This is a genomic window from Pseudorhodobacter sp., from assembly GCF_030452865.1.
Lineage (GTDB): Bacteria > Pseudomonadota > Alphaproteobacteria > Rhodobacterales > Rhodobacteraceae > Pseudorhodobacter.
On the sequence record NZ_JAKDLJ010000034.1, the window covers coordinates 1 to 16071 of the forward strand.

At 59.5% G+C, this 16071-nt stretch carries 16 protein-coding genes; 11 read left to right on the forward strand and 5 right to left on the reverse strand.

Annotation, left to right across the window (positions count from 1 at the left end):
- Positions 1-1054 (reverse strand): MFS transporter (locus tag L0H65_RS03840; protein WP_301457512.1); only part of this gene is annotated, 1054 nt, incomplete at its 3' end.
- Positions 1055-1244: 190 nt separating this feature from the next.
- On the opposite strand from L0H65_RS03840, the gene L0H65_RS03845 reads away from it, so the two are divergent.
- The 6 genes from L0H65_RS03845 to L0H65_RS03870 all read left to right on the forward strand — a co-directional run bounded on the left by L0H65_RS03845 (position 1245) and on the right by L0H65_RS03870 (position 5882).
- A complete protein-coding gene (locus L0H65_RS03845) occupies positions 1245-1883 on the forward strand; it encodes a 50S ribosomal protein L25/general stress protein Ctc (RefSeq protein WP_301457513.1) in 639 nt (212 codons plus the stop codon).
- A gap of 181 nt (positions 1884-2064) precedes the next feature.
- Positions 2065-2745: an aminoacyl-tRNA hydrolase gene (gene pth / locus L0H65_RS03850; protein WP_301457514.1), complete on the forward strand. Its 681-nt coding sequence runs from the start codon at positions 2065-2067 to the stop codon at positions 2743-2745.
- An 8-nt stretch (positions 2746-2753) separates the two neighbouring features.
- The gene (locus L0H65_RS03855) at positions 2754-3716 is read left to right on the forward strand and encodes a DUF2332 domain-containing protein (RefSeq protein WP_367651973.1); all 963 of its coding nucleotides are present in this window, start codon (positions 2754-2756) and stop codon (positions 3714-3716) included.
- 151 nt (positions 3717-3867) lie between these two features.
- Positions 3868-5031 carry a serine hydrolase gene (locus tag L0H65_RS03860; RefSeq protein ID WP_301457515.1) on the forward strand — a complete coding sequence of 388 codons (1164 nt, stop codon included), beginning with the start codon at positions 3868-3870 and terminating at the stop codon, positions 5029-5031.
- Positions 5028-5396, forward strand: coding sequence for a DUF2237 family protein (locus L0H65_RS03865; RefSeq protein WP_301457516.1), 369 nt, complete (start codon positions 5028-5030; stop codon positions 5394-5396). Before L0H65_RS03860 ends, L0H65_RS03865 begins: the two co-directional genes overlap by 4 nt.
- Positions 5397-5480: 84 nt before the next feature.
- Positions 5481-5882 (forward strand): group III truncated hemoglobin, encoded by a 402-nt coding sequence (locus L0H65_RS03870; protein WP_301457517.1) that lies wholly within the window; start codon positions 5481-5483, stop codon positions 5880-5882.
- A gap of 118 nt (positions 5883-6000) precedes the next feature.
- Here L0H65_RS03870 and L0H65_RS03875 read toward each other — a convergent pair whose 3' ends face one another.
- From L0H65_RS03875 to L0H65_RS03885, 3 genes are all read right to left on the reverse strand, one after another.
- Positions 6001-9114 (reverse strand): efflux RND transporter permease subunit, encoded by a 3114-nt coding sequence (locus L0H65_RS03875; protein ID WP_301457518.1) that lies wholly within the window; start codon positions 9112-9114, stop codon positions 6001-6003.
- Positions 9111-10271: an efflux RND transporter periplasmic adaptor subunit gene (locus L0H65_RS03880; protein WP_301457519.1), complete on the reverse strand. Its 1161-nt coding sequence runs from the start codon at positions 10269-10271 to the stop codon at positions 9111-9113. The genes L0H65_RS03875 and L0H65_RS03880 overlap by 4 nt, the downstream gene beginning before the upstream one ends.
- Positions 10272-10486: 215 nt before the next feature.
- Positions 10487-10879, reverse strand: a complete 393-nt coding sequence (locus tag L0H65_RS03885) for an SDR family NAD(P)-dependent oxidoreductase (RefSeq protein WP_301457520.1) — start codon at positions 10877-10879, stop codon at positions 10487-10489.
- A gap of 210 nt (positions 10880-11089) precedes the next feature.
- Here L0H65_RS03885 and L0H65_RS03890 point away from each other — a divergent pair, with 210 nt between their 5' ends.
- From L0H65_RS03890 to L0H65_RS03900, 3 genes are all read left to right on the forward strand, one after another.
- A complete protein-coding gene (locus tag L0H65_RS03890) occupies positions 11090-12235 on the forward strand; it encodes an HlyD family secretion protein (protein ID WP_301457521.1) in 1146 nt (381 codons plus the stop codon).
- A 9-nt stretch (positions 12236-12244) separates the two neighbouring features.
- The gene (locus L0H65_RS03895) at positions 12245-13267 is read left to right on the forward strand and encodes an FUSC family protein (RefSeq protein ID WP_301457522.1); all 1023 of its coding nucleotides are present in this window, start codon (positions 12245-12247) and stop codon (positions 13265-13267) included.
- Positions 13268-13407: 140 nt separating this feature from the next.
- Positions 13408-13854 (forward strand): RbsD/FucU family protein, encoded by a 447-nt coding sequence (locus tag L0H65_RS03900; RefSeq protein ID WP_301457523.1) that lies wholly within the window; start codon positions 13408-13410, stop codon positions 13852-13854.
- Here L0H65_RS03900 and L0H65_RS03905 read toward each other — a convergent pair.
- A complete protein-coding gene (locus tag L0H65_RS03905) occupies positions 13843-14607 on the reverse strand; it encodes an IclR family transcriptional regulator (protein WP_301457524.1) in 765 nt (254 codons plus the stop codon). The two genes, L0H65_RS03900 and L0H65_RS03905, sit on opposite strands and share 12 nt — an antisense overlap.
- A 138-nt stretch (positions 14608-14745) precedes the next feature.
- On the opposite strand from L0H65_RS03905, the gene L0H65_RS03910 reads away from it, so the two are divergent.
- Together L0H65_RS03910 and L0H65_RS03915 are read left to right on the forward strand one after the other, a co-directional pair.
- Positions 14746-15489, forward strand: coding sequence for an SDR family oxidoreductase (locus L0H65_RS03910; RefSeq protein WP_301457525.1), 744 nt, complete (start codon positions 14746-14748; stop codon positions 15487-15489).
- On the forward strand, positions 15489-16071 hold a 583-nt coding region (locus L0H65_RS03915; RefSeq protein WP_301457526.1), incomplete at its 3' end, for an amidohydrolase. The genes L0H65_RS03910 and L0H65_RS03915, both read left to right, overlap by 1 nt.

The following is a 16071-nucleotide window of genomic DNA, read 5'->3' on the forward strand; positions in this document are numbered from 1 at the left end:
TGTCGAGGCCGACGGTATAGGCAAGCTCGGCGATGCGCGTCTCGCGGTTCGGCTCCTGCCTGCCGATGCCGAAGCCGATATTGTCGGCGATGGTCAGGTGCGGAAACAGAGCGCCGTCCTGCGCCACCAGGCCGATGCCGCGCCGGGGCGCCGGCACGAAGGTGGCGGCGGCGGCCATCGTTTGGCCGTCGAGCGCGATGCGGCCGGCGGCCTGCTTCAGGGCATCGAGGTGGTACGGCAGCACCACCTTCTCCAACTCGTCGACCACCCAGGTAGGAGCCACCAGGTAGCCGAGGCGGGCCGCAGCCATGGTCAGCGCCAGGGTGGCTGGGCCGAGTGCGCCTTGCGCCGGGCTTCCGCCCAAAGTCTTTTCGATATGCAGCGCCGACCAGCTTTCCGCCGCGTTTTCGGTCATGAAGGCCACCAGAACAATCGCGCCACCGATCAGCGGCAACACGCCAAGCGCCGCCGCGTCCCGGTCCGCAGGTCGGGTAAGGCCGTCAATCCGCCCGTCGCGTTCCCATGTGAACAGCGCCATCACCAGCGTCAGGGCCGCCATCGCCCCCATGATCAACCCCGGCCCCGCACCGTTGTCGCGCAGCGCGCCGGTCACCAGTGCGCCCAACGCATAGCCCAGCGAATAGATCGCATAGCACAGGTTCATCAGCGGCCGGGCATGCGCATTTTCCAGTGCGGCGACCCGCGCGTTCATCAGCACATCCGTCAATCCGGTTGCGGCACCGCATGCCAGCATTGCCAGCGGAAACAGCAAAAGCGATGCGGTTTGGCCCGGAAGCGCAAAGCTGACCGCCATAAGCAAGGTTGCGAGTGGCAGGGCGAGACGCCCGAAGCCGCTTCCGAAAGCCGGTGCGCCAAGCATTGCCAGCACCGCCGTAACTGGCGTCAGGAACAAAAGCAGGCCCAGTGTTGCCTCATCCACCCCCAGCATCGTCTTCAGGTCCGGCAGCACCGCCGCGAAGGTTCCCCACATCATCCCCATCACGGCAAACGCACACAGCGGCGCGCGGGCGATGGAGAGACTGTTGGTCGGCATTTGTGGGCTTCCTCCTCAGCAAACGGACGCCTAGAACAGGTGTCGCGTCGGCACAAGCCCGCAAACAATCGCCAACCAGCCACGCCAGCCGCCAACTATTGGCTTTCCCTGACGCTGATTCCCCGCTATAGCCCCCCGGTCGCGGCGCACACCCTTGGAGGGCGGCGGACTTAACAAATGGAGAATCAAAATGGCAAAAGAGATCCCGGATCTTGTAGCCGAGGTACGCGCGGGGACAGGCAAGGGGGCCGCCCGCCAAGCTCGTCGTGATCAAATGGTGCCCGGTGTTGTGTATGGTGACGGCAAGGCGCCGATGGCCATCAACATGAAATATAACTACCTCGTCAAGCACTTGAAGGCGGGCCGCTTCCTGTCGACGCTGTTCAACCTCAAGGTTGAAGGCGAAAAGGACGTGCGCGTTATCTGCCGCGACGTGCAGCGCCATGTCGTCAAGGATACGCCCCTGCATCTGGACCTGATGCGCCTGCGCGCCAACAGCCGGATCAACCTGTTCATCCACGTCACCTTCGAGAACCATGAACAAGCGCCTGGTCTGAAAAAGGGCGGTACGCTGGTTGCAGTGCGCAACGAGGTCGAGTTGGAAGTGAACGCCTCCAACATTCCCGACCACCTTACCGTCGATTTGACCGGGCTGAATGTCGGCGATGTTATCCACATCAACGATATCAAACTTCCCGACGGCGCAAAACCGACTGTTGAGCGGAACTTCGTGATCGCCAATATTTCGGCCCCGTCGAGCCTGCGTTCGGCCGGTGACGACACCGAAGGCGGGGATGACGAAGCGGCAGCAGAGGGTGCCGAGGCGTAATCATCTTGTTCCGTAGCAAGAATTGAAACGCGGGGACACTTTCCCCGCGTTTTGCGTTTGTCGCCGGGATTTGTGATTCCAAGCCAAACCTTGCGGTGGCTTTGCAAGCAAGGCAATAGGCGATATCTACCTTAAAGCGTGCTGTTGCCCGTGTCACGGCGCAAGCAGAAAGGCAAAGACGATGCGGCTGTTTGTGGGCTTGGGCAATCCCGGCGCAAAATATGCGGGCAACCGGCATAACATCGGCTTCATGGCGGTTGACCGGATCGCTGCTGATCACGGCTTTGGCCCTTGGAAAAAAGCGTTCAAAGGTTTGGTCGCGGACGGGCGGCTGGGCGACGAACGGGTGTTGCTGCTCAAGCCCGAAACCTTCATGAATCTGTCGGGCGAAGCGGTACAGGCTGCGATGGCCTATCACCGGATTACACCCGCGCAGGTCATTGTCTTCCATGATGAGCTTGATCTCGCCCCCGGCAAGCTGCGCCTGAAGCAAGGTGGAGGGCACGCCGGACATAACGGTTTGCGGTCAATCCATGGCCATGTCGGGGAGGCCTATGGTCGCGTGCGGCTTGGCATCGGCCATCCCGGCCACAAGGATGCGGTGGCCGCCTATGTCTTGCACGATTTCGCCAAGGCGGATCAGGAATGGCTGGATGACCTGCTCCGGGGGATTTCTGACGGTTGCGCCTATCTTGCGTCCGGCGAGGGTGCGAAGTTTTCCAACGCGGTTGCGCTGCGAACCCAACCCCAAGCCGAACCAAAACCAATCCCGGTGCCCAAATCTTCCCAAGCCACCGCCGATTCCACACCGCCACCAGATACCCGCAGTCTGCTGCAAAAACTCTCGGAACGCTTCAAATGAACAACCCCGTGCGTGACTGTTTTCGGGAACAAGCCGATGCCTGTGAAAGCCTCGGCTCACCCTTCACCGCTCATTTGTTGCGCCTTTTGGCCGATCACTTGGCCCTCGGCAATCCGGTTGCCGACCACATCCTGCACTGGCCCGGTGACCCATCGTACCGCAAAGATTCCGTTGCGTTGCGACTGGTGGGCGGTTTGCATGCGCTGACCCTCAACCACGCCGATCCCGACCTTCAGGCGCTTTATGCGAACCCCCACCACTTTTCCGATGCACAAATGATCGCCACGTTGCTGGCGGCCATCGCCCGTCACCCCGAGCCGCTGCTGCACTGGCTCTCCTCTGCGCCACAAACGAATGAAGTGCGCCGCTCCGCCGCCCTGATCGCCGCGGGCCATTGGTTGACCGCGCGCTTTGGCCTGCCTTTGGCGCTGTCGGAATTGGGCGCGAGTGCGGGCCTGAACTTGAACTGGGATCGTTACGCCCTGGCAATCGGCCCCGGCTATGGCCCCGCGGACAGCCCGGTACGGCTGACCCCGGAGTGGCGCGGTTCCGTCCCGCCGGTCGCGCCGCCACAAGTGGTGGAACGCCGTGCCGTCGATCTGAACCCGCTGGATGTGACACGCGACGCCGTGCGCATTCGCTCCTATATCTGGGCCGATCAGGCCCATCGTCTGGCCTTGACCCAAGCCGCAATTGCGCTTGCCACCGATATCCATGTGGAACAGGGCGATGCGGTGGATTGGCTGGAAGCCCGATTGAACGATGTGATGCCGGGGCGGTTGCATCTGATCTATCATACCATTGCGTGGCAATATTTCCCGAAGGCAACCCAACTGCGCGGCGAGGCGCTGCTGCAAGCCGCAGGCAAGCTTGCCAGTGTTGACGCCCCGTTGGCCCATCTGGCGATGGAAGCCGATGGGGCGGAACCGGGGGCGGCGCTGACGCTTCGGCTAGGCCGGGGGGTCAGATGATCCAGCTGGGGCGTGTTGATTTCCATGGCCGATGGGTCGAATGGATGGCCCCACCGCCCTGACGCCGCGTTGCCTCGCCGCAAAAGCGGGTCAGGGCTTGAATTGCCGCGCTTGCCATGATCGGTTTGCCATACGCAACAAAGGGGTCACCATGCGCCGTTTCCTGAAGTTCCTTGTTCTGCTGCTCCTGATCGTCGCCGCCCTCGCCTTTTGGAAGCGCACCGAAATCGGGCGTTTGCAGGCCGTCCTCGGATTGTTCAAGCCCGACCAGATTGTGCAGAATTTCAGCCATATGGACCAGGCCTTCCTGAGTGAGCCGATTGCCATCGCGCCGCCCATCATGCCGTTGCCAAAAGGCCCGGCACTGCCCGATATTGCGGGGCTGGAAGCATGGAAAGAGGCGCGCAGCGTCACGGGATTTGTCGTGCTGAAAGATGGCGCGCTGGTGGCCGAAGATTACCGGCTTGGCACCGGCGCGATGGACAAACGCATCTCATGGTCGGTTGCCAAAAGCTTTCTTTCGGCGCTGTTTGGCATCGTGCTGGAGGAAGGCGCGATTGACGACATCAACGATCCGGTAACAAAATATGTGCCCGACCTGATCGGTTCAGCCTATGACGGCGCAACAATCCGCGATGTGTTGACCATGCAGTCAGGCGTGAAGTTCAACGAAGATTACCTTGATTTCTGGAGTGATATCAACCAGATGGGTCGCGTTCTGGCGCTTGGGCAGTCGATGGATAGCTTTGCCGAGGGTTTGACGGAACGCGAATGCGCGCCGGGCACGCAATGGCAGTATGTTTCCATCGACACCCATGTCATCGGCATGGTGATCCGGGGGGCAACAGGGCGCGATATCGTCGATCTGATGTCGGATAAGCTGATCAAACCGCTGGGGTTGGAGGCAGTGCCATATTATGTCACCGATGGGTTGCATGAACCCTTTGTGCTTGGCGGGTTGAACATGATTACCCGTGATTACGCGCGGATGGGGCAGTTGTTCCTACAGATGGGCCGTGTCGGCAACCAGCAGATCGTACCTGCCGATTGGGTCGATGCCTCCACCCGCCCGCAGGCGATTACTGCTCCGGGGGCGATTCAATACGGCTATCAATGGTGGGTGCCGGAAGACGCCGGTGAGGGCGAATTTCTCGCGCGTGGCATCTATGGTCAATATATTTACGTCAACCGTCCGGCAGGCGTTGTTGTGGCGATAAACTCCGCCGACCGCGGGTTCCGCACCGCCGGCGCTTATGAAAGCAATATCGCGATGTTCCGGTCTATCGCTGCGGCCTATGAAAAGGGAAACCCATGAAAGCGCCATCCATCAACGTCCTTGGCGGCGTGCTTGAAGGCTGTTCCACCACACCGATGACAGGCTATTTCCGGAATGGCTGTTGCGATACCGGACCGGGCGACACCGGCCTCCACACTGTTTGCGCGGTGATGACGGCAGAGTTTCTGGCGCTGTCGAAATATCTCGGCAATGATCTTTCCACCCCGCGCCCGGAGTTTGGTTTTGCGGGGTTGAAACCCGGCGACCGCTGGTGCCTTTGCGCCGCCCGTTTCATGCAGGCCCATGATGAAGGGGCCGCGCCGCAAATCGTGCTGGCCGCAACGCATCAACGCACGCTGGAGGTGGTTCCGCTCGATGTGCTGCAAGGCTGCGCATTGGATTGATGCCGCTTTGGGCGGCACATTGCGCCAATAGCCTGCGACAGTCTGGCGCTTGAGCCTGTGCGAAAAATTCCTTACGGTTTTCCTATGATGCTCGCACGTTTCCCGATTTCGCCCGACCAGATCGACTGCGTTGTCGCGCGGTTTTACGCCCGTATCCGTCAGCATCCGGTGTTGGGGCCGATATTCGCAGCCCATGTCACTGACTGGCCGGAACATGAGGCGAAGATCGCCCGCTTTTGGCGCAATGCGATCCTGATGGAGCGCAGCTATGACGGCAACCCGATGATGAAACATATGCAAGCGGGCAATGTCCGTGGTCCGATGTTTGTCGATTGGCTGGCGTTGTTTGATGAGGTCCTGGACGCAGAGCTGCCGCCCGAAACAGCACTTGCCTGGTCAACCCTTGCCCATCGCATCGGACGTGGATTGCGGATGGGGGTCGAAGACCTGCGGGCCATGCCGGAAGCGCCGCCGACGCTGCGTTAAACCTGAAACCGGTCTATTCTCCCGACGAAAATATCGGGCTTCAGATATCAAACACACAACCTGCTCGATAGCTGTCCGCACGGCATGTTGGTCCTACGACGATGTGTCACCCGGCGGCTCAGCTTTCCAGAACCGGCTCATCCCTCCGACGGCGAAACCAACCACGGCGTTTCCTTGCTTTGCTTTCGTTGTCGCGGGTCACCACCATCAGCATCGAGGGCGTCACGATCAGCGTCAACACCGTGGCGAAGGCCAGACCGAACACAATCGCGCTCGACAGCGAAATCCACCATTGCGTCGATGGCGCGCCATAGGTCGTTTCATGGGTCAGCAACTCCAGGTTCAACCCAAAGGCAATCGGCAGCACCCCCAGAATGGCCGTCAACGCTGTCAGTACCACAGGGCGCGCCCGTTCGTGGCAGGTCTGAATGATGGCCTCCACCTTGTCCATGCCGGAACGGCGCAGGTCATCATAGGTATCAATCAACACGATGTTGTTGTTCACCACGATGCCCGCGAGCGCGATCACCCCGATCCCGGTCATCACCACGCCAAACGGTTGCCCCATGATCAGCAGGCCCAGAAACACGCCGATCGTTGACATCACCACTGCCGAGAGCACGAGGCCCAGCGAAATGAAGCTGTTGAAATGGGCCAGCAGCACGGCAAATATCAGCGCGAGGGCTGCACCAAAGGCTTTGCCGAGGAACGCCCCGGCTTCGGCTTGTTCCTCATCCTCACCCGCGAGTTTCCAACGTACGCCGAACTGCTCAAGGTTCGCGGCCTGCAACTCTTTGGTGATTGCAGCGCGGACCGGTGCGGCCTGCACCCCTTCGCGGATACCGGCCTGAACGATGACGGTGCGTTTCGCATCAATCCGGGTCAATGTGCCGGTGGTCGGTGCCGCGGTGCGGGTCACGAAATTCGAGATCGGAACAGTGCCGCTCGTCGTTTCGATCCGCAGCTGATCCAGCGCCGAAATGGTGCGTTGATCCTGTGGCAGACGCAAAACGATATCGACAGCATCATCCGCACCGGCAGGCCGATAATCCGACAGTTTCAACCCGCTCGTCACCAGTTGCACCATCGCACCTACCGCGCCGGGCGAGACCCCATAGCGCGCCGCAGCCGAACGATCCACCTTCAACTCCCAGTCAATGCCGGGCGGTGGCAAGCCGTTGTCGATATCAATCACTTCCGGCATTTTATGCAACTCCGCAGCCACATTTCGGGCCACATCATTCAGCCCTGCCGGGTTGTCCGCAGAAAGCTGAATCTGAATCGCCTTGCCCGTGGGCGGGCCTGCCTCTGGCACCGACACTTCTATATCGACCCCCGGAATGCCATGCATCGCCACGCGCAGATCGGCCAGAATATCGTTGGCCGCCTTGCGTTCGCGCCAATCGACAAACTCGTACTGGATGACGCCGATTACATCTGCCGCCACATTCTGCCCGGCCCCGCCAGCTTTGCCTGAGCGGGTGTAAACCGTCTTTACCCCCGGCCAGCCAAGGATGCGTTTTTCAGCCTGACGCACCAGTGCGTCCTTCTCGTCAATCGAAAGATTGCCGCGCGCATGGACATAAAGCAGGCCGTATTCCGGCTCCACATTTGGAAAAAACTCCACCCCGTTGCCGTATTTTCCGTAAGCCACCGGCACCGCAACCAGCGCGCCCACGGCCAGCAGCAGCACGATAAAAGGGTGTTTGATGGCACGGCGCACCACCCGCATGTAAAGCCCTTCGTGGGTGCTTTCCTCGACTTCACTGCGGCGCGCAAACAGCGCCCCCAAGGTTGGGGTGAACACCAGCGCATAGAGCATTGACGCCGAGAGCGTGGCAATCAGCGTGATCGGCAGGTATTTCATGAACTCGCCAACAATGCCGGGCCAGAACAGCAGTGGCGAAAATGCCGCAACCCGTGTCATTGTTGCCGCAATTACCGGCCCGGCCATCCGGTGCGAGGCAAGCGCAAAGGCTTCGCGTTTGTCCATCCCCTCGGACATCCGACGCTCGGCAAATTCCGTCACGATGATCGCGTCGTCCACCAACATGCCGACCGACAGGATCAGGCTGAACAGCACCACAAGGTTGACCGTCAGTCCCGCCATCGACAGCACCAATATGCCCATCAAAAACGATGCCGGAATCGCGAGCCCGATCAGGATGGAAGCACGCCCCGACAGCGCAAACAGAATGACGATAAAGACCAGAATAACCGCCGTCAGAACGCTGTTCTGCAAATCGGACAGCAACTGCCGGATCGAAGTCGATTTATCCTGACTGAACGCAACATCCGCGCCTTCGGGCAAGGATTTCTGAAACTCTGCGGTCACGGCTTTCACTTCGTCAACCGTCTCGATCAGGTTCGCCCCGATACGTTTGGACACCTCGATGGCAACCGCAGGCTTACCGTCAAGCCGGGTGATGGTTTCGGGGTCTTTGTAAGTGGCGCGCACCGACGCGAGATCACGCGCGCGCACGATGGCTGTATCCGTCGAAACGATCGGCAGGTTGGCCACATCTTCGGGTGTTTCGATCAGCGATGGAACCTTGATCGCATAGCGCCCCTCGGCCCCCTCCATTGCCCCCGCCGCGACAAGCTGGTTATTGGCATTCACACCGGCAATGAGCATGTCGGGGCGCAAGCCATAGGTCGCGAGTTTGGCGGGGTCGATCACGACCTCGACCAGATCGTCGCGCACCCCTTGCAGGTTGGCCTCAAGAACGCCGGGAACCTCCTCTATCCGGTCGCGCAGGGCGCGGCCTGCCTTTGCCAGCAGACGTTCGGGCACCGCCCCGGACAAGGTGACAACCAGCACCGGAAACTCTGAAATATTGACCTCATGCACCGCAGGCTCATCGGCGTTCTGCGGCAGGTCGGGGCGGGCGCTGTCAACCTTGCTGCGCACGTCATCCAACGCTTTCTTGAGGTCGACACCTGCCTGAAACTCCAGCAGCACGTTACCGCCACCCTGATAGGCGGTGGACGTCATCTTCTTGATTCCGGTGATATTCTTCAGTGAGGTTTCCATGGGCCGTAGCAAAAGCCGCTCAGAATCCTCCGGCGAAATCCCTTGATATGTCATGCTGACATAGAGGATCGGAATTTGCACATCCGGCTCGGCTTCTTTTGGAATTGAAATATAGGCCAGCGTTCCCGCCAACATCAGAAAGATCAAAACGGAGATCGTCAGCCGATAATAGGCAATGGCAGTTTCAACGATTTTCATTCAGTGACACCGCCGGGGGGAGCGGTCAAAGCAGCCGCAGGTTTCGGATCGGCTTTGCTCAGGCTTGTCTCATCAACGTTTACCGTTTCGCCATCCTTCACCAGATCCTGCCCGGCAACGACGATCCGAACACCCTCCGGCACGCCCGTCAGAACCATGCCGTCAGGCGTATCGTCGATCAGATCAACCGGCACTGACTTTGCAACATTATCCGGCCCGACCACCCGCAGGCCGATCACGCCGCTTTCAAGCAGGGTCAGCACGGACCTCGGAACCGTAACCGACCGCACAGGTGCGGCAAAAAGACTGACGTTTGTGGTCATCCCGGCAGGGATTTCACGGCCGGGATTGGGCAGCGCAATTTCAACAGGAAAGGTGCGTGTCTGCTCTGACGCAGCAGCGGAAATGAACCGCACGGTTCCCTCCATATTGTCGCCGTTGACCAGATGCACATGCGCTTTGGAGCCGGTCTTCAATTCGCGCACGTCGGTCTCGCTCACCTCGGCGTTCACGACGATCGGGTCGAGCGCAAGAACGGTCGCAATCGGCATCCCGGTCTGCACCCATTCGCCCAGTTCCACCGCAATCGAATCCACCAACCCGGAGAACGGCGCGATCAGGGTCAGTCGGTCAACCGCAGCTTGCGCCTGACTCACCTGCGCTTTTGCCGCAGCTTCGGCTGAACGCGATGCAATCAACTGGGTTTCCGACGTATTGCCCCGCTTGAACAGGGTTTCAGCGTTCGACAACTCACGCTCCCGCTGATCCAACGCCACTTTCGCCACCGCAAGCCCCGCGACCACGTCCGGCCCCTCCAGCGTCATGATGACACTTCCCGCCGCAACCGCGTCGCCTTTCTTGATATCCAATGTCGCGATGACACCGCTTGTGCGGGCCGCAAGCAGCGCTTTCTTGTCCGGGTCGGTTACGCCGGAAATGCGGATTTCCCGCGCATGTTCTTTGAATGTAGGCGTGATCACTGAAACTGTGTGTTTCACCACAGGCGCTTCAACAGGCTTTGCCGCCTCCGATTCCGAACTCTGCGCGCCGGCGGCCTTGCTCCCCACAGCGGCAAATTCCCCGGTGCCGACCCACGCAGTTGCGACAACAAGAACGAGTATCGCGACAACCCGGTGGCCCTTTATCCGAGACGCCATGATTCAATTCCCCTCTCTGTGCCGCTAAGGCAAAAATCTGTTCCACTCGTCAAACTAAGCGCCGCATCCGGGGATGCACTTGAAACGAAGGGCCGCCGCCCGTAGCGCAGCGGTATACCCTAGATAGGGTCGCATCGTCATTTGTGAACCCGTGGTTGTCAAACCCGTCGTTGCGGCCATTTGGCTGCAAGCGATATATCGCCGGGCGAAAGCCGTCAACGCGCGAAAAACCTTGCGAAGTTGCGGATCAGGTGATTGGTCGTCGCTTTGGAAGAACCGTAGGGGGCTATGCGCTTGTTATTATTCTCGCCAGCCATCGAGGTGATTGCCAACATCGCACCGCAGCCAGCCTTTTCCATTTCGGGTGCAGCCATCTGCGCCAAACGGAACAGAGAAAATGGGTTGAGATCAAAGGCGCGGCGAAAATCCTGCATCGGCATGTCGAACGGTTTTGGGCCACCTCCGCCCGCGTTGCTGACCATCATGGCAGCACCAGCATCGGCGAATGTTTCTGCGATGGCACGGCCAATGCCTGCGCCGGTAATGACTGCAACATGGTCGTCAAGGCGGAAACTTGCAGCATCATACATCATTTGATCTTTTTTCATCCGCTTTCGGTAACAATGTTGGAATGGCACATCAGAGAGATACGGGTCGCGACAATGTAGAGCGCGTGTGGGTAAATGACAGCAACGGGTTATCTGTCATGCGCTTCGTGCATGGGGTCTTTGACCGTGACTGAACCTGTGGTTATGAGTTAGGTTGAAACCAACACGGAAAATACATCTATCAGGCATTCCGGACAAACGAGGCATTTCATGACCGACGACAACGAAGCAGATCCATCGCCGGATGCCGAGATCCTGCACAATATTGAACCCGAACCCGACGCCGCGCCGCGCAACCCCGCCAAGCGCGTCGCGCTCGGCGTCGTCGTGCTGCTTCTTGCGCTGACCTTGCTATATGCCCTGTCGGATCGCATGGCCCCATCGTCATCGCGCGGGATCGTATCGGCCCATGTCGCGCAGATTGCCCCGCGTGTTTCGGGTGAGGTGACAGAGGTGATGGTCGAGGATGATGCCGTGGTGCAGGCTGGCGATGCCTTGTTCACGCTGGATGCGCGCCCGTTCGAATTGGCGCAGCGGCAGGCAGAGGCGAGCCTTGCCACAGCGACACAAGGCGTCAACGCCTCCAGCGCGTCACTGGTTGCGGCACAAGCGGCGGTGACCCAAGCGCGAAGCAGCCTAGATACTGTGCGCAGCGACGCGGACCGCACCGCCCGATTGGAGGAACGCGGGATCGTCGCCAAAGCGCAAGGTGAAGCGGCCCGCGCCAAGGTGAGCGATGCCGAGGCTCGCCTGCAAAGTGCCGAGGCAAATCTTGCCGCCGCCCGCGCCCAACTTGGGCCGGATGGCGCGGAAAATCCGGCGATACTGGCCGCAGAGGCGCAATTGGAGCGCGCGCAATATGATTTGGCCTCCACCACCATCCGCGCGCCGCATTACGGTGTGGTTACCAATGTCACGCTGTCGGCAGGTCAGTTCATCGGCGCGGGCAATCCGGCGCTGACCTTCATTGATGCCGATGCGGCCTGGGTTACCATCGACCTGCGTGAAAATCAGTTACAGGATGTTGCAGCAGGCGACCCGGTGCATTTGCTGTTTGATGCGGTGCCGGGGCAAATCTTTGACGGTCGGGTGCAAAGCATCGCCTGGGGCATCAATCCGGGGCGGTCAGTGCAGGGTGGCCTGATCGTGAACCAGCCCTCAAACCGGTGGTTCGAGCCCGCGCGCCGCATACCCGTACGGGTGGAACTGACCGGCGGGATGGAGGCTTGGCCGCGTCAGGTGCGGGTGGGCGGCAAGGTGCATGCAGTGGTCTTTGCCGATGGCACCGGCAACCCGATTGCACTGGTCGCGCGCGGGTTGCAGCGTTTGCGGTCCTGGACCAGCTTTCTGCATTAGGGGGCGGGTATGTATGTCACGCCACGCCCTGATCTGCACGACGACCCGCTTTATGCACTGCGGCTGGCGGCAATAGGCACGCTGGCCTATGCGGCCATTCCGCTGTTGGACCCGGCGTTGCCGCCGATTATCGCCGCCTTGCCGGTGGGGCTGATTGCAGCGCAGCGCAAGGCGTTCAACCTGATGAAAGCCGTCGCCGGGCCGATCGCGATGATTGTCATGGCCTATGCGATGACTTGGCTGGTTGAATTGCTGCGCCCGATGCCCTTGGTCTATACCGGCGCGATGTGGCTGGCCTATTTCGCGGGCTTTCGCATGATCTTGCAAAGCGGCGCGCAGGCGGGAATGTTGATCGTGGTCATGGTGGTTCTGATGTCGGTCATGGGGATGAACGGATCAGCCACCGTTGAAACCATGCGTGACGGCTTTGTGCAGGCTTCCTTGGTGGCGCTGGTCATCGGACCGATGGTCTATCTGCTGTTTCCGGCGCGCACCGTTGAACAGCATGTCGACGACCCGACGCCGGCGACGGGGAATGTGACGCTTGGCGCCGCAATCCGGGCAACGGTGTTGCTGGTGTTCAGCTTTTGGCTTTATGCTGTCATGCAGCCTTCCGACATGATGATGGCAATCATCGCCGCGATGGTGCTGGTGTTTCCCACCCGTCACGCCGTATTCTTCGAAGCGTTCCAACGCATCCGCGCCACGTTTTATGGCAGCGCGGTTGCGCTTGTGACCCTGTGGCTGTTCACCCTGTCACCGCATCTGCCGATCCTGCTGGGGCTGATCTTCCTTGGCGGGCTCTGGTGTGGCAGCCGGATGCTGCACGGCACCCAGCCGAGCATGGTCTATCAATATGCGTTCTCGGTGGCGCTGGCACTGATCGCAGGCGCGCTGTCGACGCAAGACCCCGGTTACGCGGTTTTCACCCGTATCGTGCTGACACTGATCGGCGCATTGGCAGCCGCGATGGCGGTTGCGTTGCTGGATGCTTTGGCGCGATGGAATGCGGCAGAGGAGGTAAGCCCGTGACATATGCAGGGCGTTGCAGCCGAGCTTGCGGCCTGTCGTTCGCTCCTGCTTGCCTGAAAACCACTGGCTTGAGTGTCTAGCGGCAAGTCGATAACGTTCGTCGCGATCCGACTGATGACCTGAACCGTAGGAGTTTCGTTTTGCTTAAAGGCATACACCCAATTTTGCACCCGGACCTGCTCCATGTTCTGGCGTCCATGGGGCATGGCGACTCAATTGCGATTGTTGACAGCAACTTCCCCGCCGCATCCACTGCGCAAGGACTGGTGATCGACAGCCCTTTGGTCATGGGGGTTGACGTAATTTTGGCCGTAAAAGCCATCCTGACAGTTTTGCCGATTGATACCTTCACTCCCGAAGAACCGCCGGTTCTGGCAATGCAAATTGTTGGCCAACCCGCCGAAATACCGGAAGTCGTGCAACTGGCGGCACCGGTGTTCAAGGCTGAAGGCGCTGATGTTGCCCTGATAGAACGCTTTGCTTTCTACGCGGCGGCCAAGGATGCCTTTGCAGTCGTCAAAACGACAGAGACGCGGCTTTACGGAAACTTCATCATCCGAAAAGGCGTTGTGAGGTCAGATCTTTGAAATCCGCTCGGCTGCTTTCAGCAGCAGGTTGAGCGCTGCTTGCACGCCCATCGTCGGCGCGCCCTCGGTCGGTGTTTCAACATGTGGCAGGTATGGGCAGGGCAGGACAGCGACGGTAACGCCGTTGGCGGACCGGACAGGAACCGAAATATCGGTAACACCAACGAGTTGCTGACTTGCGCTGAGGCGGTAGCCGTTTTTGCGGATCGCCACAAAATCCTTCGCCATTTCGGCCGGGATGCCTCCGGCCCCTTCTGGTGCCATCCTCAGTATCTCGGTCGCGTTGTCATCATCCTGAAAGGCCAGCAAGGTTTGCCCGGAGCTTGTATGCAGCAGGTCCAGCATTGCCCCGACCCGAAGTCGAAACTCCCAGGCGGAGCGGCTGGAGGCTTGTGCCACCACATGGGCATGCCCCATATCCGGGACAACCAGATGGACCGATTGCATGGAGGCTTTTGCAAACTCATCCATCAAAGGCTGGGCGTTCATCACGAGGCGGCGGAGCGGCGGGTAAGAGGCAGCAAGATGAAAAAGTTTCATCGTCAACGCGTAACGATCCCCTTCCAATGACCGGCTGACATAGTTGCGCGCGACAAGGCGCTCCAACATGCGGTAAATCTCACTCGGGCTTTTGCCCATTTCCTTCATGATTTCTGATCGCGTCAACCCGCCGGGATGGGTCGCAAGCAGTTCAAGAATATCAAGCCCCTTATCCAGCGCGGGGGCGCGGTAGCGATGTTCTGTCTTATCCATTTTTCGCCATCCCCGCGCATAATCTGTCGGATGAGTTGGTCGATATCTGCAAGGAAATCAAGTGCCGATAGAAAACAGTTGACTGCATATGAACACTTCATTTACATATGAACAAGAAGATTTTGGGGGGAATCGACGATGCAAGACAAAACCATCCTGATCACTGCGGCTGGCCAAGGCATGGGTCGTGCAACCGCCATTGCCTGCGCAGCGCTGGGCGCAAAAGTCATCGCAACCGATGTGAATGTTGAGGCACTGGCCTCGCTATCTGCGGCACATCCCGAAATCATGACGCAGCACCTCGATGTGCGTGACGCAAAGGCGATCATTGATCTTGCTGCGCAGGTTGGCCCAATTGACGGGCTTTTCAACTGCGCCGGTATTGTTCACAATGGCACGATTCTGGATGTGTCGGATGAGGATTGGGCCTTGAATGTCGACGTAAACGTCACATCCATGTTGCGCATGTGTCGGGCGTTTCTGCCGGGCATGATTGCACGGGCGAAAGTGACCAAATCGGCCCCGATCCTGAATATGGCCTCAATGGCGTCTTCCATCAAAGGTTTTCCAAACCGCGCAGTTTACGGCACCACCAAAGCCGCCGTCATCGGACTGACCAAATCTATTGCTGCGGATTTCGTAAAAGAGGGCATACGGTGCAATGCGATTTGCCCAGGAACGGTTGATACCCCATCTTTGCGCGGTCGGATTGCCAGTGCTGCCGATCCGGTTCAGGCCGAAAAGGATTTTATTGCGCGCCAACCAATGGGGCGGCTTGCAACTGTCGATGATCTGACCCCGATGATCACCTACCTTCTGTCGGATGCGAGCAGCTTCGTGACGGGGCAGGCGTTTCTTGTCGATGGTGGGGTCACGATCTGATGCCGTATCAGGTCGATGCCCATTGCCACCTGTGGACACTGTCTCGGGGCGATTACGGCTGGCTTGATCCGACGAATCCCGATCTGAAGCCAATCGTACGGGATTTCGGTTTTGCGGACCTTTTGGCTGCTGATGGGAGCACCGAACATTGCCAGCGCGTTCTGGTGCAGGCCGCGCCGACTGTTGACGAAACCGTTTTCCTGCTCGGCCTTGCTGCGCGGCATGACGATATTGCCGCAGTGGTCGGTTGGGTTGATCTTGGTCGTGAGGATGCCGCTCACACGTTGTCGGAACTGGCGGCGCACCCACGTTTCAAAGGTGTGCGCCCGATGCTTCAGGACATCGCAGATGTGGACTGGATCACAACGCAACCCCGGCCCGATGCGATTGCCGCACTGACGGAACACAAATTGACCTTCGATGCGCTGGTGTTGCCACAACATTTGCAGGCCTTGCACCGCTTTGCCAACGGCAACCCTGATTTGCCGATTGTGATTGACCATGCTGCAAAGCCCGCCCTTGCGGCCGCCACATCTGATCTGCGGCACAAATTGTGGCGTGACGGAATGATGCGAATGGCGC

Coding starts and splice junctions, on each gene's coding strand:
- L0H65_RS03845 (WP_301457513.1), top strand. CDS start 1,245: ATGGCAAAAGAGATCCCGGATCTTGTAGCCGAGGTACGCGCGGGGACA.
- pth (WP_301457514.1), top strand. CDS start 2,065: ATGCGGCTGTTTGTGGGCTTGGGCAATCCCGGCGCAAAATATGCGGGC.
- L0H65_RS03860 (WP_301457515.1), top strand. CDS start 3,868: ATGCGCCGTTTCCTGAAGTTCCTTGTTCTGCTGCTCCTGATCGTCGCC.
- L0H65_RS03865 (WP_301457516.1), top strand. CDS start 5,028: ATGAAAGCGCCATCCATCAACGTCCTTGGCGGCGTGCTTGAAGGCTGT.
- L0H65_RS03870 (WP_301457517.1), top strand. CDS start 5,481: ATGATGCTCGCACGTTTCCCGATTTCGCCCGACCAGATCGACTGCGTT.
- L0H65_RS03875 (WP_301457518.1), bottom strand. CDS start 9,114: ATGAAAATCGTTGAAACTGCCATTGCCTATTATCGGCTGACGATCTCC.
- L0H65_RS03880 (WP_301457519.1), bottom strand. CDS start 10,271: ATGGCGTCTCGGATAAAGGGCCACCGGGTTGTCGCGATACTCGTTCTT.
- L0H65_RS03885 (WP_301457520.1), bottom strand. CDS start 10,879: ATGAAAAAAGATCAAATGATGTATGATGCTGCAAGTTTCCGCCTTGAC.
- L0H65_RS03890 (WP_301457521.1), top strand. CDS start 11,090: ATGACCGACGACAACGAAGCAGATCCATCGCCGGATGCCGAGATCCTG.
- L0H65_RS03895 (WP_301457522.1), top strand. CDS start 12,245: ATGTATGTCACGCCACGCCCTGATCTGCACGACGACCCGCTTTATGCA.
- L0H65_RS03905 (WP_301457524.1), bottom strand. CDS start 14,607: ATGGATAAGACAGAACATCGCTACCGCGCCCCCGCGCTGGATAAGGGG.
- L0H65_RS03910 (WP_301457525.1), top strand. CDS start 14,746: ATGCAAGACAAAACCATCCTGATCACTGCGGCTGGCCAAGGCATGGGT.